Annotated in this window: 17 protein-coding genes; 5 read left to right on the top strand and 12 right to left on the bottom strand. The window is 43.5% G+C overall.

Going from position 1 to position 24,439, the window contains the following annotated elements; translation table 11 throughout:
* The first annotated feature begins 401 nt into the window (after positions 1 to 401).
* From ACT29H_RS10580 to ACT29H_RS10570, 3 genes are all read left to right on the top strand, one after another.
* Positions 402 to 2,645, top strand: coding sequence for a glycosyltransferase (locus ACT29H_RS10580; RefSeq protein WP_444821601.1), 2,244 nt, complete (start codon positions 402 to 404; stop codon positions 2,643 to 2,645).
* A gap of 14 nt (positions 2,646 to 2,659) precedes the next feature.
* Positions 2,660 to 3,586, top strand: coding sequence for a glycoside hydrolase family 130 protein (locus ACT29H_RS10575; protein WP_444821600.1), 927 nt, complete (start codon positions 2,660 to 2,662; stop codon positions 3,584 to 3,586).
* Positions 3,587 to 3,757: 171 nt separating this feature from the next.
* Positions 3,758 to 4,765 (top strand): glycosyltransferase family 4 protein, encoded by a 1,008-nt coding sequence (locus ACT29H_RS10570; RefSeq protein WP_444821599.1) that lies wholly within the window; start codon positions 3,758 to 3,760, stop codon positions 4,763 to 4,765.
* A 39-nt stretch (positions 4,766 to 4,804) separates the two neighbouring features.
* Here ACT29H_RS10570 and ACT29H_RS10565 read toward each other — a convergent pair whose 3' ends face one another.
* From ACT29H_RS10565 to ACT29H_RS10555, 3 genes are all read right to left on the bottom strand, one after another.
* Positions 4,805 to 5,317 carry a hypothetical protein gene (locus ACT29H_RS10565; protein ID WP_444821598.1) on the bottom strand — a complete coding sequence of 171 codons (513 nt, stop codon included), beginning with the start codon at positions 5,315 to 5,317 and terminating at the stop codon, positions 4,805 to 4,807.
* A 28-nt stretch (positions 5,318 to 5,345) separates the two neighbouring features.
* Positions 5,346 to 5,768, bottom strand: a complete 423-nt coding sequence (locus ACT29H_RS10560; RefSeq protein WP_444821597.1) for a hypothetical protein — start codon at positions 5,766 to 5,768, stop codon at positions 5,346 to 5,348.
* A 91-nt stretch (positions 5,769 to 5,859) separates the two neighbouring features.
* Complete coding sequence (locus ACT29H_RS10555; protein WP_444821596.1) at positions 5,860 to 6,411, bottom strand: RNA polymerase sigma factor; 552 nt, start codon at positions 6,409 to 6,411, stop codon at positions 5,860 to 5,862.
* A gap of 245 nt (positions 6,412 to 6,656) precedes the next feature.
* Between ACT29H_RS10555 and ychF the strand changes: the two genes are divergently transcribed.
* A complete protein-coding gene (gene ychF, locus ACT29H_RS10550) occupies positions 6,657 to 7,757 on the top strand; it encodes a redox-regulated ATPase YchF (RefSeq protein WP_444821595.1) in 1,101 nt (366 codons plus the stop codon).
* 504 nt (positions 7,758 to 8,261) lie between these two features.
* On the opposite strand, the gene ACT29H_RS10545 is transcribed toward ychF, so the two are convergent.
* The 4 genes from ACT29H_RS10545 to ACT29H_RS10530 all read right to left on the bottom strand — a co-directional run bounded on the left by ACT29H_RS10545 (position 8,262) and on the right by ACT29H_RS10530 (position 16,857).
* The gene (locus tag ACT29H_RS10545; protein ID WP_444821594.1) at positions 8,262 to 8,651 is read right to left on the bottom strand and encodes a DUF3859 domain-containing protein; all 390 of its coding nucleotides are present in this window, start codon (positions 8,649 to 8,651) and stop codon (positions 8,262 to 8,264) included.
* Positions 8,638 to 10,866, bottom strand: a complete 2,229-nt coding sequence (locus tag ACT29H_RS10540; RefSeq protein ID WP_444821593.1) for a tetratricopeptide repeat protein — start codon at positions 10,864 to 10,866, stop codon at positions 8,638 to 8,640. Before ACT29H_RS10540 ends, ACT29H_RS10545 begins: the two co-directional genes overlap by 14 nt.
* Before the next feature lie 5 nt (positions 10,867 to 10,871).
* Positions 10,872 to 14,741 carry a translocation/assembly module TamB domain-containing protein gene (locus ACT29H_RS10535; protein ID WP_444821592.1) on the bottom strand — a complete coding sequence of 1,290 codons (3,870 nt, stop codon included), beginning with the start codon at positions 14,739 to 14,741 and terminating at the stop codon, positions 10,872 to 10,874.
* Between the two features lie 232 nt (positions 14,742 to 14,973).
* The gene (locus ACT29H_RS10530; protein WP_444821591.1) at positions 14,974 to 16,857 is read right to left on the bottom strand and encodes a BamA/OMP85 family outer membrane protein; all 1,884 of its coding nucleotides are present in this window, start codon (positions 16,855 to 16,857) and stop codon (positions 14,974 to 14,976) included.
* A gap of 507 nt (positions 16,858 to 17,364) precedes the next feature.
* Here ACT29H_RS10530 and ACT29H_RS10525 point away from each other — a divergent pair.
* Complete coding sequence (locus ACT29H_RS10525) at positions 17,365 to 18,831, top strand: glycoside hydrolase family 130 protein (protein ID WP_444821590.1); 1,467 nt, start codon at positions 17,365 to 17,367, stop codon at positions 18,829 to 18,831.
* Here the strand turns inward: ACT29H_RS10525 and hemE are convergent.
* The 5 genes from hemE to hemC all read right to left on the bottom strand — a co-directional run bounded on the left by hemE (position 18,823) and on the right by hemC (position 24,390).
* Complete coding sequence (gene hemE / locus ACT29H_RS10520; RefSeq protein WP_444821589.1) at positions 18,823 to 19,854, bottom strand: uroporphyrinogen decarboxylase; 1,032 nt, start codon at positions 19,852 to 19,854, stop codon at positions 18,823 to 18,825. The two genes, ACT29H_RS10525 and hemE, sit on opposite strands and share 9 nt — an antisense overlap.
* 179 nt (positions 19,855 to 20,033) lie before the next feature.
* Positions 20,034 to 21,323 carry a glutamate-1-semialdehyde 2,1-aminomutase gene (gene hemL / locus ACT29H_RS10515; RefSeq protein ID WP_444821588.1) on the bottom strand — a complete coding sequence of 430 codons (1,290 nt, stop codon included), beginning with the start codon at positions 21,321 to 21,323 and terminating at the stop codon, positions 20,034 to 20,036.
* A gap of 139 nt (positions 21,324 to 21,462) precedes the next feature.
* Complete coding sequence (hemB, locus tag ACT29H_RS10510) at positions 21,463 to 22,437, bottom strand: porphobilinogen synthase (protein WP_444821587.1); 975 nt, start codon at positions 22,435 to 22,437, stop codon at positions 21,463 to 21,465.
* A 283-nt stretch (positions 22,438 to 22,720) separates the two neighbouring features.
* Entirely contained in the window at positions 22,721 to 23,443 is a 723-nt protein-coding gene (locus tag ACT29H_RS10505; protein WP_444821586.1) for a uroporphyrinogen-III synthase, read from the bottom strand.
* A gap of 23 nt (positions 23,444 to 23,466) precedes the next feature.
* The gene (gene hemC / locus ACT29H_RS10500; RefSeq protein ID WP_444821585.1) at positions 23,467 to 24,390 is read right to left on the bottom strand and encodes a hydroxymethylbilane synthase; all 924 of its coding nucleotides are present in this window, start codon (positions 24,388 to 24,390) and stop codon (positions 23,467 to 23,469) included.
* Positions 24,391 to 24,439: the final 49 nt, after the last annotated feature.

Here is a 24,439-nt window from a genome sequence, read left to right as displayed (position 1 = left end):
ATTTGCTTATTCAGGAATAATTTCTTATTATCCTACAACACTATTTTATTCAAAGGGCAAGGAATCATTTGTCCGGTGGTTCATAAAAATACATTTTGCCAATGATGGGGCATGACAAGGATTGCAACGAAATATGCCAACCCGTGCGATTAAGGCAATAGTATTAATGATCAATCATGTCAGATTTATCCTTTCTCTCCCACCTTTTGGGGAAGATTAGGGATAAGAATCAAACCATCCATTGGCTGCCAAATGGGATTAACTCTCATTAATATTCTACAAAAAAACATTCCGGTTATTTAGGACATCAGAATGATGTCAAAACAACAACGCATCTCTTGAATACAAACATGTATTTGCAGACTGTTTTTTGATCACATACAAAACTAAAATACAGCATTATGAAAATTGCATTTATTGGAACATATCCACCACGTAAATGTGGGATAGGTACCTTTACCAACAATCTGGTAAAAGCCATTCATGCGAATACTGAAAACAATAGAATTGCCGACACGGCCATGGTCGTGGCCATCAATGAGAATGGGAGCCAATATGAATACCCGGAAGAAGTCAAACACATTATCCGCCAAAACCATCAAAGAGATTACGTTCATGCAGCCAAAGTCATCAATTACAGCGACACCGAAGTTTGTATTCTAGAGCATGAATTTGGTATTTTTGGCGGTGACGACGGCGTTTTTATCTTACCATTGATTCATCGATTGGAGATCCCACTCATTGTCACTTTCCATACCGTTCTTAAAGACCCCACCTACACACAACGATCGATTGTTCGGGAAATAGGGAAGAAAGCCGCCAGGATAGTGGTAATGAGCCGTAGAGCCGTTGATTTTCTGGAAGAGATATATGAGATACCCAAAGAAAAAATTGCTCTGATAGAACATGGAGTTCCTGAATTTGAACAAATATCAAGAGAAGTAGCCAAAGAAAAACACGGACTTAAAAACCGAAAGGTACTGCTCACTTTTGGATTACTTAGCCGCAACAAGGGGATCGAGACCGTTCTCAACGCGCTGCCTCCGGTTGTCAAAAAACACCCCGATCTTTTATATGTTGTGCTAGGTGCTACCCATCCTTCCGTCTATAAAATTTCCGGTGACGAATACAGAAATTATCTGAAACGTTTGGTCAAAAATCTGAATCTGGGGAAAAACGTCTTTTTCAACAATGATTTTGTTTCCGAAGCCAAACTATTTGAATATCTCACGGCCAGCGATATTTACATCACACCATACTTAAGTGAAGCTCAAATAACGAGCGGCACCCTATCCTATGCAGTAGGTGCCGGTTGTGCTGTTGTTTCAACACCCTATTGGCATGCGCAGGAACTGTTGGACAATAACAGAGGCCGACTTTTCAGCTTCAAAAATTCCGAAGAGTTGTCCAATATTTTATTGGAATTGCTGGGCGACGATACAGCAATGGAAACCCTGCGAAATAATGCCTTCGAATACGGAAAAAAGATTCGATGGCCAAAAATAGGCAAACAATACCTCTATGTGGCAGAATATGTACTCGATAATTGGGAAAAAGAAACAGAGCCGAGAAAACTCTCCATCGACGTCTCTTTGATGCCATCATATAATCTGTCGCATATCAAAAGACTTACCGATGACACCGGCATTGTCCAACATGCCAAATATGGGATCCCCAACCTGAAAGAAGGCTACTGCATGGACGACAACTCGCGCGCTCTGATCATGACCTTAATGGCCTGGAGACGAAACAAAGATAAAGAGGCCTTGTCGCTAATGCCCATCTATCTGAGTTTTATCCATTACATGCAACGCGAAAACGGAAACTTCAGAAATTTCCTTAGCTTCAACCGTCAGTTTCTGGACGAATATGGCACCGAAGACTCATTTGGAAGGACCATCTGGGCTCTTGGATACCTAGTTCGATTTGCTCCCAACGACGCCTTTAAACAAATCGGAAGAGAAATATTTCTCAATTCTGTGCCTCACTTCGACCATATCGAAACCATCAGAGGCGCCGCTAACACCACCATCGGAATCAGTTACTACCTCAAAGATTCCCAGAACGATGAAGGCATGGTTAACGCCCTAAAAAAATTGTGTGACAAACTTACGCAGGCCTATTACGACACTTCCTCTGACGACTGGCAGTGGTTCGAAAACCAAATGACCTACGACAATGCCATTCTTCCTCTGGCTCTTTTCACCGCCTATGAGGTGACCGGAGTGGAGGAATATTTTGACATCGCCATGAAAACAACGCGTTTCCTCGAAAGTGTGGTTTTCCGATCAGAGTTTTTAATCCCGGTCGGAAATCAGGGGTGGTATCATCGCGGCGAAAAAGTACCCGAATTTGATCAACAATCCATCGATGTCATGGCTATGATATTACTTTATTATCAAGTTTTCCAGATCACCAAAGAAAAAAGTTATATCGATAAGATGTTCACCAGCTACCTTTGGTTCCTGGGAGAAAACTCATTACGCTTACCCCTCTTCGACCACGAAACCATGGGCTGCTGCGACGGGTTGGAATCTCAAGGCATAAATCGCAACCAGGGCGCCGAGAGCACCCTGGCCTATTGGATTTCACACCTGACAGTCTTGGCTGCACAGGAAAAAGAACATATTCTTGAAAATATCTGATAAATCATACTATCATGTTGGTAAATCGCTATCAGTACAATCCCGTTTTAACCCCAAAGGATATCCCTTATCCGGTGAGTACGGTCCATAATGCAGGGGTCACCACTTTCAAAAATGAATATATTATGCTGTTCCGTTCTCACAAAAGGAACGGACGCAGCATTTTAGGCTTGGCAAGAAGCACCGACGGCTTCCACTGGAAAGCAGACGGTCAACCATTTATGGAACCGGCGAAAGAAGGAATTTTCAGTGAATATGAAGAATATGGTGTGGAGGACCCTCGAATTACCTTTATCGACGGGGAATACCTCATTACCTATTCCGCCTATTCGCGTCATGGGGTTCGAATAGGATTGGCAAAAACCAAAGACTGGAAAAAGGTGGAACGCTATTCTCTCATCACAGAAACAGACCACCGAAATGTGGTGATCTTCCCTGAAAAATTCAACGGTCTATATGTCAGACTGGATCGTCCCCACAGTGAAATCAGCCCTTGGTCCATGTGGATCAGCTACTCCCCTGACCTCCGTTATTGGGGCGATGCCCGCAGAATCATGAGTCCGATGCAATATCACTGGGATGAAATGAAAATTGGTCCCGGAGCGCCTCCCATAAAAACCGACAAAGGTTGGCTTAACATTTATCATGGTGTTTTCCCAACCATGGATGGGAGTGTTTATCGGCTGGGAGTGGCCTTGCACGATCTCAAGGACCCTTCAAAAATCATTGGGGTTGGTGACGACTGGATTTTGCAGCCGGAAGAACCATATGAACTTACCGGATATGTTCATAATGTGGTTTTCACCTGCGGGGCTATACCCGAAAATGACGGAACCATCAAAATTTATTGGGGCGCTGCAGACTCTGTCATGTGTGTCGGAACTGCAAAAATGGATGATCTGGTAAAATTATGTCTGAGCAACAGCAGGCCCCCTCTCTAACCATAATCTTAATCGGGGTTGCTTTTTGAACCATCATTCAGAAATGTATTCGAAGTCAACAGGCACCATTCTGCCTATTAATGCCTGAATGACACGCCAAGTTAAATTTCAGCAACCTCTTACTATCACCCTTTTTTACACACAAAAAAATATGATTAAAAAAGAATTACCATGAAGGTCGCAATACTATCACCAGTTGCATGGCGAACCCCTCCCAGACATTACGGTCCTTGGGAGCAAATGGCATCCAATCTTGCCGAAGGGCTTGCTGCAAAAGGTAACGATGTCACTCTTTTTGCCACACTCGATTCCAAAACGCAAGGAAAACTGGATGGATTAGTACCCGTGGGATATGAAGAAGACAAAAGTGCCGATCCAAAAGTACTGGAATGTCTTCACATTAGCTATGCAATGGAAAAAGCAAATCAGTTTGACATTTTGCATAATCATTTTGATTTTCTTCCCCTCACCTATTCTCGTCTGATAAAAACCCCCATGATTACTACCATCCATGGTTTCTCATCACCCAAGATCATTCCTGTTTTTAAACGGTACAACGACACAACCAATTACGTATCTATCAGCAATTCTGACAGAAATCCTGAGTTAAACTATATCGCCACCGTTTATAACGGGATTAATAAAAATCTGTTCGACCTCAACTTAGAACCCGAAGACTACTTGCTTTTCTTTGGAAGAATACATCACGACAAAGGCACCCATGAAGCCATAAAAATCGCTAAAAAGGCGAAAATGAAGCTTATTATTTCCGGCATCATTCAGGATCAGGACTACTTTGATCAAAAAGTAGCCCCCTATATAAACAATGAAGATATTGTTTTTGTAGGCAGTTCGGGTCCTGAAAAACGCAACCAGCTGCTTGGAAAAGCCAAAGCATTGCTGCATCCTATAAACTTCAACGAACCGTTTGGTTTAAGTGTTGCCGAAGCGATGTTTTGCGGCACTCCGGTAATTGCCTTTAATCGCGGTTCAATGCCAGAGGTCATCAATGACCCAATCACTGGTTTTGTGGTCAATGACATTTCCGAAGCAGTTAAGAAAATCCAACAACTGGATCAAATAGACAGAAAGAATTGCCGGGAATGGGCAGAAAATCATTTCAGCCAAGAGAAAATGGTAACTGATTATATCAAATTGTATAACCAGATACTAACTTAATTGGTGAGAGATTGGATGCCAAAATGAAAACCAATCTTTTTAAACCGGATCGGAAACCTTAACTCCTATCCCCTTTTCAGATTCGGTACAGGATGTTGGCTTTCCTTCCCTGAGAAGATGAAGCATATTTTTCTTGAACTCATATTCGGCACCATATAGCTTAATAATCTGATCGATGGTCAGGATTTTTTTAAATTTTTCATGATATTCCTTTTGAAGGATCGATTTTTTATAATGATAATCAACAAATTGATCTAAAACAGCTTCTTTCTCTGATTCACTCAATTTCTCTTTTGGATGATACAACCGGTTGACAAGCTTTTTCTTTTGGTCCCATAGCTTATCCATTTTTTCTGACATTTCATTATAGAGCGGCCAAAACTGCTGTGCTTTCTCGGCCGAAAGACCTATCTTTTCGGTCAGATAGGCCACCTTTTGCGACTTTAACCGATCTTTTCGTGCTTCCTCTTCATTTTTCTGGGCAGCACCTGATAAAAAAAATGCCTGCCCAAAAACAAATAGCGATAATAACAGGGCTTTTATTTTATTCATAGCAATAACTTTTAAACTTGTTCAATAATTATTCAAAATAGGTGACTGCTGCCAGCTCCTCTTCCGTAAACTCACCAACAAACAAAGAATCAGGAGGAAAAACCCAAAAGGTATCTTCTTTAATTACCAATTCATTGATCTCATTTTCATCAAAAATTAAAGCCAACGAGTTGATATATTCCTCTTCCCACTCTTTAGAAAAAGCTGTTTCTTCCACATCACCAAAAAGGTGAGGCGCAAAATAATAAACCATTGCGATAACCAAAAAGGATGCTGCCATAGCCAACCAAGGTTTAATAACTGATTTGATGGTTGTGATAGAATCCTGTCTGTGTAACTTTATCTCCGCCTCCGGCTCCAGATTCTTCAACATACGTGCTTCAAAATCTTCAAAATAGTTTTCAGGAACCTGAAACGGAGACTCTTTTTTTCCAAATTCTTTTTCATCCATAATAAACCCCCTTTTCCTTTCTAACTCAAACGCTACGGCAAATAAAGTTAAGTGCTTTATTTAGAACGATTAAAACTTCAAAGGTTTAATATTAAAAAACTTCATTTTTAATAAAAGCTTCTATTTTTCGGACCGCATGGAAATAAGATGCCTTCAATGCACCAACGGAAGTCCCCAGAATTTGAGAAATCTGCTCATAGGTCATATCGTCAAAATATTTCATATTAAATACCAGTCGTTGTTTTTCCGGAAGTGCCAGCAAACATTTCTGCAACCTTTTTTGTATTTCATCACCGGTAAAAAGAGGATCGGTTTCCAACTTGTGTCCCAACATCAGCTCCATGTCGGCATCTTCATTTAGTAAAGCCTCTTTCTTTTTATTTATATAGTTTAAAGTTTCATTGGTGGCAATTTTATACAGCCAGGTATAAAGGGATGCATCACCTCTGAAACTTCCAAGGTTTTTCCATGCCTTCATAAAGGTGTTCTGCAACAAATCGTCCGCATCTTCATGTACAATCACCATCTTGCGAATATGCCAGTATAGTCGTTCCTTGTATTTTTTCATCAACAACACCAACGCTTCATTCTGCTTATCGGCTCTTTGTGCAAGATGCAATATTTCCTTATCGTCAGGCTGCATGTGGGATTCTCTTAATTAATTCCTGCTAAGATAAAAAAGAAATAGTTTATTCAAATCGCGAAAGTATTGAATTACCCGATTTCAGAACCATCTGCTGAGAGAAATCGTCCCAACAGGATGACAGCACACAACAAAAGATGATTCTCTCTTTCCCAAAAAACAACTACCTTTGCACACTTAATTTATTTCGGGAATAAGTCTCTAGTAGTTTTACAAATCGGAATTCAAAATAAACAGAAAATAACATGGCCTTACAATGCGGTATCGTTGGGTTACCCAATGTTGGAAAATCAACCCTTTTTAATTGTTTATCAAATGCCAAAGCCCAGTCGGCCAACTTTCCTTTTTGCACCATCGAGCCGAACGTGGGGGTCATAACGGTCCCCGACGAAAGACTGATTCAGCTGGAAAAACTGGTAAACCCCCAAAAAGTAACGCCCACCACCATCGAAATTGTGGATATTGCCGGACTCGTAAAAGGGGCCAGTAAAGGCGAAGGTCTGGGAAATAAATTTCTTGCCAATATCCGGGAGACCGATGCCATCATTCATGTACTCCGCTGCTTCGATGATGATAACGTCACCCACGTCGACGGATCGGTAAATCCGGTACGTGACAAGGAAGTTATTGATCTGGAACTTCAATTTAAAGACCTGGAAACCATTGAAAACCGAATCGGGAAAACAGAAAAAATAGCCAAAACGTCTAAAGATCCGGAAGTTAAAAGATTATTAGATGTTCTTCTCAAGTATAAAGCAGCACTGGAAAGTGGTAAGTCGGCCAGAACTGTCCCCCTCACCGAACAAGAGGAAAAAGTAGCAAAAGACCTTTTTCTACTGACCAACAAGCCCATTCTCTATGTTTGTAATGTCGATGAAAAATCGCTCACTGCAGACAACAAGCATGTTATTGCTGTTAAAGAGGCGGTTAAAGAAGAATCGGCCCAGGTGCTGGTCATTGCTGCCCAGACCGAAGCAGAAATTGCTGAACTGGAAACTTTTGAAGAACGGCAAATGTTTTTGGAAGATATTGGGTTAAAAGAATCAGGGGTTTCCAAACTGATCAAATCGGCCTATAAATTACTTAATCTAAAAACGTTTTTCACAGCAGGAGAAAAGGAAGTACGGGCATGGACATTTCCTGCCGGGGCATTGGCTCCTCAGGCCGCAGGTGTCATCCACTCCGATTTTGAAAAAGGCTTCATACGAGCCGAAGTTATTAAATATGAAGACTATGTAGCGTTAGGCTCTGAACAGGCCTGCAAAGAAGCCGGAAAAATGCATATTGAAGGCAAAGAATACGAAGTGCAGGATGGAGACATCATGCATTTTCGTTTTAATGTTTAACTGCCCACCTTCTCTTACAAAAAAAATCATTTCTAAAATAATAAAGATCACTCTCCGGCTTCCAAAAGTCGGAGAGTATTTTTTGAAGCCCCATCCGCAGCACTGTCAAAGTCCTCCTTGCGGCAATCCAATAAATAGGGAAACGCCCTTTCCGAATTATCCTACCAGATTCCTTGTACAAACTTCTACACAATTATACAACATCCATCTTCTCCAAAATTTTGAAAGAAATCCTTAAATACTGAAAAAAAGGCCTTAACAAATCGTTTAAAAATAGTTAAAATTTCACAACGTTAGTTTCCCCTGTTCTAATTTTCTCCAAAAAACTTTTCCTTTGTACAAATGAATATTCTTAAAAAAATGAACACGAGAGAGAATGAAAATGACACTATAGCAAAATTAAAGCGAAAGATTTTAATTTATTCGATCATTGAAGTTGCTATCGTAATTGTATTGATTATTTTCGGGGCTTTCCTTTTTAACATCACCTTTGCTTAAGTGCCATTAGGGCAGGAATAAAATAAATTTTTTCCGTGCGATTTCTTTATTCTGAAGTCTGGTAACAAGGATCCATTCGCCGGCTTTATCGTCATATGGCTCCCATACGGTATCTCCAAGGAAAAATTCCCAATCATTTGAGTTTATCAACACCTCTCCCGTAAAAGGAGGAACAATTTTCCCGTCCTGATCCTTAAAGGGTGGGTGATGAATTTCATATTCCAGGATTTCTCCCTTTGCTTTTTTAATTTTCAAGACATAACCAAATTCCACTTCCGGATTAACGGGGATTTGTGTGGTAATTTCTTTCAGCTTTGGCAACTGCTTTGATAATTTATTCCACTTAGTGTAAATGCCGTAGCTGTATAATTCTACATCAGGTTTATTTCTGGGCATTATTATTCTCTTCTAAATAGTATCGCAATTGATCCAACATTATGGGCACATCGGAAGGTTCCACATTATGCTTCAAAAGCACTTCTTTATCTGCTTCAAAGGCATCGATAAACTCTTTAAGGGAGAAGTCTTTGTGACGGATAGATTTCAAGTACCACTCCAGGGCCTCCTTTCGTCGGGCCCTACACCAAACGATATGTCCCATATTCATTAAATCGTGTGGGGTAGGATTCTCTTCAAGTGATTTCAATCCGTACTTTTCGGCCTGATCAAGCTTTCCTTCCATCAAGCAGCACCAGGCAATGGGTCTCCATACCCTGTGATTGTCGGGGGCCAGATATTCTACCTTGAAATAATATTTCAGAGCTTCATCATAACGTTTAAGCTCAAGCAGGCAATGACCAATACTTACCTGAGTATGCAAATCGTCAGGTTTTTGTTGTTCTGCCAGTTTATAATATTCAAGGGCTTTATTGGGATTTTTCAAATAACGGTAACAAAGAGCAATTTTTTTGAGGTTCCACACTTGAATATCGCCATAAAGCTCGGCCTGCAAATAATAATTCAATGCCTGCTCGTAATCTCCAATCTGTTGATAACAAAAGGCCAATTTTTGCAATATCTGCACATCCGGCACTTTTTCTTTTTGAACTTCCATCAAATAAACACCTGCCGCCTCTTCAAAATCATTTTTACTAAACAAATATTCCGCCAGCTTTAAAGGCAGATTATGCTCCGGTGCCAACAAAGCAAGGAACCATTTATTATGAAAGTCGAAAGTCCACTCAAAGGGATCATCAAAGGACCCTCGTTGCGGGTGAAGCTTAAAGAAGCGATATAGGTCCTGAACATATTGATTCGAGATATAAAGAATTTTCTTTTGTGGGTCGACCAGCTCATCACTTTTTTGTATCTCTTTCATCGCTTCAATTTCAGAACCAAACATATTGCCCATCATTTCCTTCTGCATAGCCGGCATTTGCGAAATACTCATTATTAGAGAGTATTTATCGGAGTTGCAAAGAACACCCGACTCGGCCATGGAACTAAGCATTTCACTGTCATTAAACGGTCCGGATTCATTCTTCAAGGCCTCCTGGACAATTGGATTCGGATAATAAAAAGGCAGAAACCAATGATAAATTTCATTGAAGAAAGGGAAGTTTTTCAGCATCCTGAAGGTCGACATAAACAAATCGGCTCCTTCCATCTGCATCCGACTCAACTCTTCCAGTTTGTCCATAAGTTCGGGAGAGTCAGAAAAAATATCTTCCCAGTCGGGATTTTTATCTTCCGGAAAAACATCCCCCAACAAATTGTCCAAATCCAGTTTTCGCCGAAGGTTTGGTTGAATGCGTGCCACTTCCGGAAGAATCTCCTCATTCATTTTTTTGGTCAGCTTTTCAGTCTCCCGGGTACGTAAAATTTGGATCAATATGGTTTGAATCATCTCAGGAGAAAAGAGGTCATTAAGCTTTTCTATGCGTTCTTTCACACCCGAAATGAATGGAAGTCGGGAATCATATTTGTACAAAACAAAGATAAGTCCGGTAAAGGCCCTCAGCCGAACCTGAGAATTAGAATGCTCACAAAGATCAAAAAGCAATGCAAGATTATTCCTATTGAAAGTGGTAAGCAGATTTAAAGTCAATGCGCTAACCATAACACTTTGCCAGGGCCAGAAAAACCCATCACCAAAGAAAACAGTCCGAATATTTTTCTCCCTTTCTTTGTAAAATTCGGGAAGGGCAGCAATCATCTCAAAGAGGCGGTCCAATGACTTCTCCAGTTGATAGGGAAAAGAAATCCCCGTATCCACAGTATACGCCACCATAAATTTATCAGACTCTATGAGATAATTTTCCACAATGCTGTCCAGCTCTTCCGCCGGCAGACTGTTCAAATATCGTCGGGCATCGAAAAGCCATCCTTGCCCCCAACGCAAACTCAGTGCCCCCATCACTTTATCGGCCAGCAAATAAATGTCCCCAATCAGATGATTATATACTTGTTGCCGTTCAGGATCAGAAAATCCCTCTACCGTATATTTCAACAGACTTTTATAGGTCATTTCCAGGTGATAAAGTCCGTCTATCAGATCACTGTTGTGCGTTTCTTTTACAAGGTCCGATAAATAATCCAGCGTCTCTTTTACCCTTTTTTCATCCAAAAAGGTATAAACCTGCTTTTGCTTTTTCCGAACATTGCCATCCATATAATTTATTTCTTTTCAAACTTTATAATAACATCAATACCAGAATCTTTAAAATCGCCTTGAGTCAAGCGAATAAACAAATTTCGTATGAACTCATACTCCAAAGATACCGTCTGGTGAAACAAAGCACCGTCTTCATTTACCCCAAACCCTCTTTGGTAAGTTACAAAAAGATTATTGGAAATATATTTCCCCACCATAAAAGTAGCACTTTCCCAATCATCACCGGCCTGAATCTCCAACATATCCAAATCAAATTGTTTCCCAATTGTTTTTGTCAATTGTGCAGAGACCAACCCTGACACCATGGCAGTTGGCAAATTGACCGAAATACCCCCCCTATTTCCGAAACTCAACTCATCAAATGACTGATTAAATATAAGATAAGCCATAGCATCCCGCTCACTAACGGCCGATCCGTTAAGGGTAAATAACAGCTCCGGGTCAAAGGCCGTGCCACTCACATTCATGATCAACTCTTTTTTTTGTTTATCCCTTCCCCGAAAGGTATAGCCGGCCTCCAGTTCTATACCTGGATTCATCTCTCTGCCTCCCGAAAAGGTCAATTCCCCTTCTTTGATATTGAGCTTTCGTCCATATAGCGTATAATATCCTCTGGTAATCCCCAAAACGCCAAATATTTCAAAATATTCATCATTCTTTAAAAGATCCACATCTCCATAAAGCTCCAGATTCATATCCTCCGAGCGAAGCCAGGTATTTCGTGGAATTTTTATATTTATCTTGCCTTTGAGCGATTTCATCCAATCGCCGGCATCCTTGCCCATTCCGGGCTCCATCCTAATGTCAGAATCTTCTATTACCATACTATCTTTCAACTCCTTCAACAATGACTGCACCAGAAGGGGCTCATCCTCTTTCGAGGATCCTCCCATATCCATTAAAGCCGGCAAATACAATTTTGATCGTAGTACGGTAAGCGTTCCTCCATATACGGAATTTCCTCCGTCTTGTTTTAACCAGGTATCGGCATCAATCTGTATTACATGATTGGGATGCCGGGAAATAAAAAAGTCACGTGCCTTTAGTGTCAAATTAAGCAGGGAAAGGTTGCCTGCAACAACATCGGGGGCAAAAGCCGCATTCCCCGCAATTAATAAGGAACCTTTGTCTTGACCCGCATACAAAGAATCTACTTGTATCCGGTTACTATCAATCCTTACTTTCAACTTCATGTCATGGTAAGCAAGCCCATATGAAGGAATAGACATCTCTCCCCCTGTGATATTCACAAAACCTCTTAAAACAGGATGCATCAAAGGCCCGTTCAATCCCACATCCACATCCACCAAAGCTCTGACATATTGATTATCGGGATTTTCAAATTCAAAAAAAGCAGAAGGTCGAACCTTTTGCGCCACTATTTTTCCAGTTACCTCCCTGATGGAAGCAACCATCTGCGAATCGCCGACACTGATCTGAACCGGTGACAGCAAATCAATGATCAATGAATCCCCTTTCTGACTTTTGGCCACAGCCGAAGCCCTCAGTGTGTCATGGCGCTGTTCCATATTCACTCGTATTTGCTCGACTCTTAATGGATTAGCTTCAACCCCATTTAACAGCAACATCAACGTCAGATCAAGATCGCTAATCGTTCCTGACGAATGGATTCCCAGAGAGGCCTTTCCCTTCAGAGGGAGTTCCACAAGTCCGAATTTTTCAAATAGTGAAAGATCCAAATCATCTACGGATACATCCACCAAAACAGAATCGCCAACCCAATATTCACCATCCACCTCTATCTTGCTACCGCCATTTTCCCGACCGGTCAGAATAAAACCTGTCAATCCATACCGATTCGTCCCTATCGTCATTTGGGCACCCTCTCCCTTCAGCGAATAAAAATCATACTGGGTAATAATATTCAGCTCCGAAAGGGAAATATGACAGGGAATGACCATATCTCCTGAAGCTTTGGCCTTCAAAGACAATGAATCCGTAATGCGGACCATTGATTTCATGTTCCACCGTTCCGGTTCTACATAACCCTCAATCCTCACCGAATCTAGGTTCGTCCCCGATATGGCAATGCCACTGGTTTCTATCAGGGTCTCCCCCCAAATGTTGCCCTCCTTAAAAAGGAACCGGTCAACCCATATCTCTGCATTTTCCACCTGATATACCGAATCATACCTTAATGTCTGGCCTTTGAGATGAATTTCTGCCGATAGGGAATCCACAGTTCCGCCGGCTTTGCCCGACAGTTCCAACGAATTCCAGGTGGCCGGAATTGCCACATAGTGATGGAATGCTGATAAATCCTTAATCCGGCTGAATAGATCGGCACGCAAAACACCTTTGTTGGAATAGGTACCACGTCCAAAAAACGCCACCGATTCGTTCATGATTTGCAAGGTATCAAGCGTCAGATCTCCCTTTTCCATTTGGCCGACGGCCCTTAAAGAATCCACAGGAATTCCGGCCACCACCGATTCTTCCAGGAACAAATCAAAGTGGGCCCTTAACGATGACAACGAACGGCCGTTCCCAACAATGTTAAGATCCATATTCACCCAAGTGCTGTCGCCCCAATCCGGAAGAAATCGCCCCGCCGGAAAGCGGTCCGCCCTAACCCTTAATTGAACCGGCGCCTGTCGGTCATTAAACTGCGCTCGTCCCTGCACATTAAACACCCCATCTCTGGTAACAATCCTTGAATTGACCTCGGTGGCTCCATCCAGATAACTACCCCCCAATTTCAATTCTTTAAAGGGATAATTTTTCCACCTGCTGTTTGAAAAATCAGCCTTTAATGTCAAAGGAAGATGACTCTTTTCCAACCCATTACCTTCAACTTTTATTGTCCCGTTCAGAATCACCGGTATGTCAGACAGCATAAACCATTTCCCGGGATCAAAGGCCTTTAACGTTACATCAACATCCGATATTGCTTTATGTCTCAATGAATCGCTCAGAAGGCCAACGAAGTTGGTAATAGTTCCTCTCAGTCTGATTTGCTGAGCCTCATATTCTGCCAGCCAATCTATTTTAATGTCCTTATCCTGAAGACTGGTTTGCAAATCCAGTGTTGGTTTCACCCCTATTTGAAAATCCGGAAGAGCCCAGGTCAAATCCTCAGCATCAAAAGGTTCTGACTGAAGAGAAAGCTCAGATCCATTTGCCTGTCGAGCCGAATAATCGCCATTGGCCCGGATATTATTCTTTTTTGTCTCCAGGGCAAAATCTGATAATGAAAAAATCGAATCTTTCAGTGCGGCATTAAACTGCAAGTGTTTTAAATCGGGAAATGCTTCCGGCGTCTCAAAACCCAGATGAGTTAGATTAAGACGCATCGATCGGGAACTGTATTGTGCACCCAGGTCCATATTCAATTCCGAAATACTAATCGGTCCGGGGCTCCCCAAAAAATTCAGGGTAACATGGCCATTGGTTATCCCTAAGCGCTTTACGACAAAAGAAAGTGAAGTTGGTTCTGTCACTGAGTCCTCATCAGCCACCTCCGTCGTTGGAAAAAGTTTTTCAAAATTCCATAAAGAGTCGGCCGACTGTTCCAACTTCACCACCGGACGTACCATGCGAACAGAGTAAAGATGAACTCTGCCCTTCAACAAGGGCCATAAGGAATATCCTAGCGTCAGATCATCCATCGCCATTAATGTATCGCCCTGATTTGTGCCAACAAACAAACCACTCACAGACAATTGGTTGTAGAAATTCCCCTCCAACGACTCTATTCTTACCTCTCCATTTATCGTCTTATTAAGGGCTTTCACCACCTGTTCTTTGACAATACGATGAAAAGCTACCGTTTGGGCAAAGAGCACCAGCAAAAGAACAACTACAACAATAGCTGTAAACGAAATCAATAGGTATTTAATAGCTTTATTCACAATCGGGACGTATTGCCATTATTCTTCAAAAACAATCTATTCAGTTTGTATTAATTGTAAAATTTCCTAACAGAAACTTCATGAACACCCGTTATGCCATCTCTTTCTGTGAACATTTCACTTGCCATGATCTTTTCACAACATCTCTTTATACAATCATCTAACAATCACACAAAAAACAATATATAGCATCGTTAAATTATTCAGATATTCAATTCCGGTTGTCCTGTCATTAAAACGAATGACCGATATTCAGATGAACTTGCCACTGACTGGTATCATCAAAAACAGGACGGGCAAAATCCAATCCCACCGGACCTATAGGCGTGGAAATACGAAATCCGGTACCTACCGCCCAATGAATTTCACCGATCTTAAAGGTCTTCTCCTTTCGCCATACATTTCCGAAATCAGTAAAGAAAACAAGGCTAAAAGGACCTACTACTTTAATGCGTGGTTCAATACTCCCCTCAACAAGCGAATTTCCACCCAAAGGGATCTGATCTTCATCTAACGGTCCCAGCATATATCTGCCCCAACCACGAACCGACTGGCTGCCACCGGCAAAGAAACGCTCCTCCACAGGTGTTGCCTCAGACGCTCCCATCCGCATTATGCTCCCGTTTTTGAGGCGAAGGGCCAGCACCACTCCATTCATTACCGGCTGAAAACGCTTCACCTCAACCAGATATTTCAAAAAAGGATACGGCGAATCGAAAATAATACCATTCGCTTTGGTATTCACTGCCAAAGACCACCCTTGCGTTGGTTCTGTCTTGGGTTGGAAATTGTTAAAGATCAGTCCAACGGAAATTCCATTCTTGGAATAAGTACTCAAATCCATCTCCTCCAGCGATCGTTCAAAATCAGAGGTGATGTCAATATCCACTCGTTCATAAAACAGGGATACGGATCCCGTTAATCGACTACCAAAGTTATGGTATAACGACAGATCACCTCCCCATTGCAAAGATTGAAAACCTTCTTCCTTCCTCCTCCGAACCGATGGATTAAATTCAATTGAAGAATTGGGTCCCAATAGGGATGGCTGAGTCAGAACGGCTTCGAAACGATATGGTTCCAACCCCGAATGTTTAGCATAAAATTTTGTACGCATGGTCTTTCCCGGAAAGCTCAAGAAACCCACATCCAAAAAGGTTCTAAAATGATCTTCCAGCCCGTATCCTACGCCCACACGGGTGGATAGACGAGGTGCCTCTTCTGTTCTAATTTTCACGGATAAGGTGTCGGTTGGAGGATCGGAAAGACTTACCTGGAACGAGGCGATTCGAAAAAGGCCCAATCCGTAAACCTGCTTTTGCGATCGTGATACAGCTTCCGAATTGTAAATCTCCCCCTTATTGAAGGTGATTTGCTTTCGAATGGCGTCCGGAGGGATGCGGTTATTTCCCTCAATGGTAATATCTCCGAACCGGCACAACGGTCCTTTCTCGATCAACCAGGTGATACCGGCCTCTAGCGTATCGGAGGACAATGATATTTCAGGCGTCACATTTACGTAGGCATAACCTCTGGAACCAAACCATTCTGCAATACGCTCCTGATCTCTTTTCACCTGGCTGTCAATAAACCTGTTGCCAACATCCGATTCCAGTTTATGTTTCAGCGACTGAAGAGATGCAGACCCAATCAGAGAATCCGACTCCGGGTTCCCTGCCGCTTTAAATGAAACGTCACGAATGATGACGGGTGGTCCCTCTTCGATTCCGATGGTCAGATCAACACGATATTTCCCCGAAACCTGCTTAAGTTTTTCAGGAGTTATCTTGACGTGCATATAGCCATTCCTCTGATAAAGGGCCACCAGCCGGTCTTTATTCATAACCCAGGCTTCGGAGCTGTAGATCGAAGGGTCTTTTTTAAAGAAAGTTTTGCCCACCCAGGAGGTGCCGGAAAAGTCTATCTTTTCCAGTAATTCTCCCCTGCTGAATGTCCGATTCCCCTTAAAACGGATGCGTCTTATTTCGGAATTCTCCTGAGCACCTAATGCCACGGTTCCCCCAAAGGCCAAAAGAAATACCAAAAATATGTGAATGATGGTTCTCAGCGAAATAAGTATTTTAGGGTTAATTCTGTATAATCTGATTCGTCTCAACTAATATAACAATTTTTGGTAAGCTTCAGACCATCCCTTGGCACGTCATTTGAAATCAACCTCAAAGTTGTTTCTCAGATCTATCCTGCCACAAAATCGATGGCCCGAACAAGGTACAGACAATTATCAAAAAGCGCTGAAAAGGAACGGGTTTTATTCCGCAAAACAAACGTTATGGAATGCCAATTTTTCGATAGAGCGCCTTAATATTCCTACTCAATTATTGCTATATGGATCGATTAATTCATAAATTTGCAGGCATTATTTTTGGATTCAAGAAAAATGAAATGAGAGGTTTGGTGAGGCGAAGGGCTTATACATCCAGCCACCACCCGACCATATAATTATGAAGTTTTTAACAAGCTTCGAATTGCAATTATTGAGTAGTAATCTCTCATTCAGAATCTAAAAATTCAACGATCTATTGAAATACTATTCTCATGAAGCGAGCCTCCCGCGATGGAGACAAGTTTCATTCGGCCAATAACTTAGATAAATTTTATACTGATGAAATTATCTGTAGTCCGCAAAAAGACGATCATTTACCCAAACAACAACCGGGTGATTGCCCGCTTTTTCTTCAACGGCGACCAACGTGCCACCAAGGTGATTCAGAACATTCTGAAGATGCCCGAGCAGGAAGTAAATGTCAACATGAATCAGATACTTCGTGAATTTACTCGGCGACACCGTAGTATCACCACTCTCTTTAAAAAACACTATAACAAAGTAAGACATTTGGTTAGCGGATTGAATGGCAAATCGATGCTTTCCGAGAACCGGAAACTCCTCATAGGCGCTTACTTTACCATGGAATATGCCATAGAATCGGCAGCTCTCTTCAATCCCTCCATCGTGGAAGACCCCGATCAAAGCGGCTTGGAAGAAGGACAAACCCGGGTCATCATTAGTTTAAGGGGTACCGGGGAAGGACATATCTCATCGCTGATATTCCGCCGAGCCATCATCGATCAAAACAACGACATTCACCTACAGAATGAAGGCAATCAGATTGATGAAGCCGAGTTGGTCAAAAGCTATCACTACAACAAAGATCTTTTCATTAACCGACTAAAAGATATGGGGGTGAAACCTCATCTCTACGAGAAAGTGACCAACCAGTTGCCCGAAGAATTCAATTATGATCAGGTTCGGGAAGCCGCACAGAATCTGGAAGCCGAAGAACCGGAGCTGACGTTGGAAGCCCAAAAAGCACTACAGGAAATTTTATGGTTGGCAGGATCCTATACAGAAATCAGATTTTCTCTGGATACCGATCTCTCCGAACGTGTCATCTTTCCATTGTCAAAATTTGAAAAAAATGGCATTGAAGATGCCCGGTTCGTTCGGTTTATCGAGGACGACGGAACGGTGACCTATTATGCCACCTACACCGCTTATGATGGTTACACCATCCTCCCCAAGCTTTTGGTCACCAAAGATTTTTACCGATTCAGAATTTTCCCCATCCACGGGAAATTTGCCAAGGACAAGAATCTGGCTCTTTTCCCCAGACGTATCAATGGCAAATATGCCATGATCGGACGGATCGACGGCGTGAACAACTACATAATGTATTCCGATGACTTGAGCATGTGGAGCCAGGCGGAAATTCTTCAGGAACCACTTTATCCCTGGGAATTGATGCAAATTGGCAATGGGGGTTCCCCTATAGAGACCGAACACGGATGGCTGCTGATCACTCATGGCGTCGGACCTGTCAGAAAATACTCCCTGGGCGCCAGTCTCCTTGACCTGAAGGATCCGACCAAAGTGATTGCCCGCTTAAAAGAGCCGCTCCTTATCCCTTCCGAAAACGAAAGAGCCGGTTATGTGCCCAATGTCGTCTATTCATGTGGCTCTTATATCCACAACGGTGAATTGATCATTCCTTATGCCATGAGCGACTATGCCTCATCCTTTGCGACGGTTAACCTGAATGATCTTATTCAGGAACTAAAAGCCTCATCCTAACCAGTTGGCTCCCTTAACCCAATCCACCACCCATTTTGCATTTTGATACGGAACATCGGGGAGGAAACCATGTCCCAGATTTATGATCAAATTGGGGAATTCACGATAAAAGGGGATATAATCTTTCAGCGTTTTTTCTATTTCCGCTTTGGAGGCATATAAAAGGCGAGGGTCTATATTTCCCTGCAATCCCACCTCATGGGGAACCAACTCACGGGCATGCCGCAAGGGCATTTGCCAGTCGATACTCACAAAATCTGCCACATCGGGAGTGATATACCGAATGCCGGTTCCCAGTCCTTTGGGGAAAAATATAAAGGGAGTGCCTGTTTGACGCACCGCTTCGGAAATTTTGTGAATCGCCGGCCAGAACAGCTCCATATACAACTCTGCCGGAATCAGGCCGGCATGGGTATCAAACAACTGAAAAACATCGACACCGGCACGTATTTGATTTTGGGCATAAACCACCGACATCTCTGTGATGACATCTATCAATCTTCGGGCATCCTCCTTATTGGTATAAAGATACTTGACGGCCTCCGGAAAATTAGGATTTCTGGCAGTCCCCTGAATCATATAGCACAGGGTTGTCAAGGGGGCACCGCAAAAACCGATCAGAGGCGTATGGTCTGGTCGATGACCAATAATAGCTTTGATATTACGATAAATATAGTCCAGCTTTGCAGCATCCGGAATTAAGGCTTCCGAAGGACGGTCGGTTTTAAATAATGGTTTTTCAAACACAGGACCCCGATCGGTAAAGGACAGCTCCATACCCAAAGCGACCGGAATTACCAGTATATCTGAAAACAAAATAGCTGCATCCACGCCCAAATCATAAATCGGCATCAACGTCACCTGAGCAGCCAGTTCAGGATCCCCCATCAAATCCTGAAAGGAATGCTTCTCTTTCAGCCGTTGATAATTGGGCAATATTCGCCCTGCTTGTCGCATAAACCACACTGGCGGACGGGCTGTGGAGTGCCCTTTCAACTTTTTTATCAGAAGAGCGTCATTCATTCGTATAAATTTTTTCTAAACAATTGGCCAAATGGAACTCGCATGACAATGGTTTACTTGTTTTTTGTGACAATCCTTCATCGCCATGCTCGCTTCATTCGTATCAAATATATTTTATGCACCGGTTCCCAAAACAATCGAGGAAGGCAGAGAGGCGTCTCTTCGTTCAGCCAAATGCCTTACATCTGATTCAATACTTTTCCCGACACTTCTATCAATCGGTCAATATCATCCATGGTGTGGGCTTCAGACACAAAAGTACACTCAAATTGCGAAGGGGCCAGATAGATCCCGTTTTCAAGCATCCTTTTGAAATAAGTGGCATAACGGCCGGTATCGGATTTCCCGGCCTGCTCAAAATTGGTCACTTCCCGTTCGCCGGTAAAAAAGAGGGTCATCATTCCTCCCAACCGGTTTATCACAGCAGGAATACCGGACGCTTCGACATTCTTTCTTAAGCCTTCTTCCAGACGAGCAGCTTTTGCCTCAATGGTTTTATAGATATCCGGATTATTTTCCAGGATTTGCAGTGCCGCTTTTCCGGCTGCCATGGCCAAAGGATTTCCAGACAGAGTCCCGGCTTGGTAAACGGCCCCTTCCGGCGCCAGATGGTTCATAATGTCAGCCCGTCCGCCAAAGGCTCCTACGGGAAGACCGCCACCGATGATCTTACCCATAGTGGTCAGGTCGGGCGTCACACCCAGGTATTGCTGCGCTCCTCCCGGTGAAAGACGAAAACCGGAAATCACCTCATCAAAGATCAGAAGCGCACCATAACGCCGGGTCACCTCTCTTAATCCTTCCAGAAATCCCGGTTTTGGCGGGATAACACCCATATTTCCGGGCACCGGCTCCACGATGACTGCAGCAATTTGTCCGTCATATTCTTCAAACAGTTTTTCTACGGATGTCAAATCATTATAAGAAGCAATCAATGTATCTTGAGCGGCAGCTTTGGTGACACCGGGGCTGTCGGGAAGACCAAAAGTCATCGCACCCGAGCCGGCCTGTATCAAAAAGCTGTCGGAATGGCCATGAAAACAACCGGCAAATTTGATCACTTTATCTCGTTGGGTATATCCACGTGCCAGACGTAAGGCACTCATCGTAGCCTCGGTACCCGAATTGACCATCCGAACCTTTTCAACGGAAGGCACCATCCGGGTGATCATCTCAGCCATCTCATTTTCCAGAAGGGTGGGTGCGCCGAAACTGGTACCATCCATCGCTGTTTTTTGAATGGCTGCCACCACCTCATCACGGGCATGCCCCAGAATCAGAGGACCCCATGAGGCCACAAAGTCGATATATTCGTTGCCATCAATATCCCAAACCCTGGCACCTTTCCCTTTTTGGATAAATACCGGATTCCCTCCCACACTTTTGAACGCCCGAACCGGTGAATTAACCCCCCCGGGCATCAACTGACAAGCCTTCTTATAGGCTTCTATGCTTTTGGTCGTATTCATCAATATATAATTTGGTTAATTCATTGGTCTGATGGAACGCGCACGACGCGGTTTAGAGATTGCCTTTGGGGCCAATTCTGCAGAGTCATGCCCGTTTCATTAGAATAAAATTTGACTCATCTGTTGAGCGATTTTGAACTTATTGATTGTTCAAAATAAATTCTTTGGCATGATAAGTAATGATCACATCGGCACCGGCTCGCTTGATGGAGGTGAGAATTTCCCTGATGATGCGCTGCTCATCAATCCATCCGTTTTGGGCAGCCGCTTTCACCATGGAAAATTCACCGCTCACGTTATAGGCCACCAGCGGCATATTAAAGGTTGCTTTCACCCGGTTGATCACATCCAGATAACTAAGGGCCGGTTTCACCATCACCATATCGGCGCCTTCAATGATATCTTGCTCCACTTCCCTCAATGCTTCATCCGAATTGGCAGGATCCATCTGATAGGTCGAACGGTCTCCAAATTGGGGTGCACTTTCGGCTGCATCACGGAACGGCCCGTAAAAGGCAGAAGCATACTTGGCCGAATAAGCCATGATGGGGGTATTCTCAAAACCATTTTCATCCAATGCTTTGCGGATGACGCCCACACGACCGTCCATCATGTCGCTGGGCGCAATGATGTCGGCGCCGGCCTGTGCCAACGTCACCGACTGTGCCGCCAGCGTCTTCAACGTCAGATCGTTGTTGACATCGCCATCGACCACTGTTCCGCAATGGCCGTGAGTGGTATATTCACAGTTACAAACATCGGCGACAATCATCACCTCCGGCACCTCTTTCTTCAAAGCTTCAATAGCACGAGGCACGATGGCATCATGCCTGCAGGCCACGCTGCCGTCCTCATCTTTCTCTTCGGGAATGCCGAATAACAATATTTTATCGATTCCCGTCGTGCTATAAAGATCTTTGATCTCCTTCACCAGCAGATCGATGGACCACTGATAATTTCCCGGCATGGAGGGAATGGGATTTTGTACCCCCTCGCCCGGGCATACGAAATAGGGCATTATCAGATCATCCCGGTTGACGATGGTTTCGCGAACCATATTCCGAATAACCGGGGATTTACGTAAACGTCTCAGACGTGTGATTGGAAAACTCATAACCTATATTTTAAAAATTATCGTTGTTTCTGTTTGTGACGGATGGGGTACCGGTTAATTTTTTTTTGGACGGATGGTGATCCGTCTCTACGGACTGACGGATGATTATCCGTCTCTACTGACTGACGGATGATTATCCTTCGCTACGGACTGACGGATGATTATCCTTCGCTACGGACTGACGGATGATTATCCTTCGCTACGGACTGACGGATGGTGATCCATCGCTACTGACTGACGGATGGTGATCCGTCTCTACGGACCGACGGATGGTGATCCGTCGCTACATATTTTTAATGGTTTGCAATGCACAAACGGCCATTCCCTCATAACTCTGCTCCCGTGCTGTGGACAGGGGTTCTATTCCCAACCGGCGGGCCGCATCCGACGTCGTCTCACCGATACTTATCACCCGCAAGGGACGCGTTAACTTGTCATTCGTCAATGCTGCCAGGTTTTTAATCCCGGAAGGACTACTTACCGCAATTAAACTGTAATTATCCGCCATAACGCGTTTCAAAATATCTTTATCAATATTATTGGGCTTTCGTGTTTCATATACATCGACCCGCTCTACCCGGTTTTTAGGTTCCAAAGCCTCATTCAACCGGTTGGGCGCCAAATTACCAAGGGCCAGAAGGATGTTTTGCCCCGAACCAATTACGCCGTTCAATTCCCGGGCAAATAGAACGCCCGACTGTCCGCTACCCTCAAAATCCGGCTCATAACCATTATCTCTTAAAACAGAGGCCGTTCCCGAACCCAGTACGGCTATTTTATTTGCTTTCGAAAAAGAATGCTGCTTCAAAAAAGCGCGAATTCCATTTTTACTGGTAAAAACAACCCAATCATACGCCTCCAAACCACGATTTAACCGGAAGGACAAATCACGTATCTCTATCATCGGAAAAGACAAAACAGAGATTCCATGACGATTCATCACCTCCCGGAAACGATCGCCGGTCCTCCAAGGCCATGTGGTAATGATGGTAGGTGCTTTTTCCATATCAGGACATTCATCAATTGGACTTATCTTATTTCCTCAAGTATTTGTCGTCCTCCCATTTCCAGCAATTTCACAGCCAGTTGCGCTGCGGCCGCATTGGCTTCTTCCTGCAAACAGTCCACCGACTCGCGCAACAAAACGCTTCCATCCACCGAGGCCACCATTCCGGTAAATCTGATGCGGTGATCCATGAATTGCGAGTAGCAAGCCACCGGCACCTGGCATCCGCCTTCAATGGTATTGAGAAAGGCGCGCTCCGCCTCTGTTGCCAGCAAGGTAGGTTGATCGGTAATCGCTTTTACTAAAGGCTCCACACGAGGGTCGGCCGAGCGTATTTCCATGGCCACAGCGCCCTGACTCACCGCCGGCAATATTTCATCGGGATCGAGAAACGCTGTTATTTTAGCCTCCAGACCGAGACGGATAAAACCGGCACCGGCCATCACCAGGGCATCGCACACGCCTTCCTCCATCTTGCGAAGACGCGTCTGCACATTACCACGAATATCCACCACCTTAAGCTCAGGATAGCGGTGTAAAATCTGCGCCTGACGACGAAGACTCGACGTTCCGATCCGATCATCTGGCGTCAGCTCTTTCAGGGTTCTACCGTCGCGCGACACCAGCACGTCACGGACTTCTCCACGCGGCAGGACACCTCCCAGCATCAACCCATCGGGCAATTGGGTCGGCAGATCCTTCAGACTGTGAACGGCTATATCAACATCGCCATCCAACAAGGCATTTTCTATTTCGCGCGTAAAAAGGCCTTTGTCACCAATTTTAGATAAGGCCACTTCCAGAACTGCATCCCCTTTGGTTTTAAATGGAACAATATTGACTTCCATTCCGGGATAGCGGTGTTCCAACGCATCCTTTACCTGATAGGCCTGCCAGAGGGCCAGCTTACTGCTTCGGGTTCCTATGTTTATGGTCTCTTTAGTCATTATCCTGTACACCCCAAAAATTCAAAATTATTTTTTATTGCTTTGATTA

This window comes from Thermophagus sp. OGC60D27, from assembly GCF_052400625.1.
Taxonomy (GTDB): Bacteria; Bacteroidota; Bacteroidia; order Bacteroidales; family Marinilabiliaceae; genus Thermophagus.
This window is presented reverse-complemented; position numbering and strand designations above follow the sequence as displayed.

Coding starts and splice junctions, on each gene's coding strand:
- ACT29H_RS10580 (WP_444821601.1), top strand. CDS start 402: ATGAAAATTGCATTTATTGGAACATATCCACCACGTAAATGTGGGATA.
- ACT29H_RS10575 (WP_444821600.1), top strand. CDS start 2,660: ATGTTGGTAAATCGCTATCAGTACAATCCCGTTTTAACCCCAAAGGAT.
- ACT29H_RS10570 (WP_444821599.1), top strand. CDS start 3,758: ATGAAGGTCGCAATACTATCACCAGTTGCATGGCGAACCCCTCCCAGA.
- ACT29H_RS10565 (WP_444821598.1), bottom strand. CDS start 5,317: ATGAATAAAATAAAAGCCCTGTTATTATCGCTATTTGTTTTTGGGCAG.
- ACT29H_RS10560 (WP_444821597.1), bottom strand. CDS start 5,768: ATGGATGAAAAAGAATTTGGAAAAAAAGAGTCTCCGTTTCAGGTTCCT.
- ACT29H_RS10555 (WP_444821596.1), bottom strand. CDS start 6,411: ATGCAGCCTGACGATAAGGAAATATTGCATCTTGCACAAAGAGCCGAT.
- ychF (WP_444821595.1), top strand. CDS start 6,657: ATGGCCTTACAATGCGGTATCGTTGGGTTACCCAATGTTGGAAAATCA.
- ACT29H_RS10545 (WP_444821594.1), bottom strand. CDS start 8,651: ATGCCCAGAAATAAACCTGATGTAGAATTATACAGCTACGGCATTTAC.
- ACT29H_RS10540 (WP_444821593.1), bottom strand. CDS start 10,866: ATGGATGGCAATGTTCGGAAAAAGCAAAAGCAGGTTTATACCTTTTTG.
- ACT29H_RS10525 (WP_444821590.1), top strand. CDS start 17,365: ATGAAATTATCTGTAGTCCGCAAAAAGACGATCATTTACCCAAACAAC.
- hemE (WP_444821589.1), bottom strand. CDS start 19,854: ATGAATGACGCTCTTCTGATAAAAAAGTTGAAAGGGCACTCCACAGCC.
- hemL (WP_444821588.1), bottom strand. CDS start 21,323: ATGAATACGACCAAAAGCATAGAAGCCTATAAGAAGGCTTGTCAGTTG.
- hemB (WP_444821587.1), bottom strand. CDS start 22,437: ATGAGTTTTCCAATCACACGTCTGAGACGTTTACGTAAATCCCCGGTT.
- ACT29H_RS10505 (WP_444821586.1), bottom strand. CDS start 23,443: ATGGAAAAAGCACCTACCATCATTACCACATGGCCTTGGAGGACCGGC.
- hemC (WP_444821585.1), bottom strand. CDS start 24,390: ATGACTAAAGAGACCATAAACATAGGAACCCGAAGCAGTAAGCTGGCC.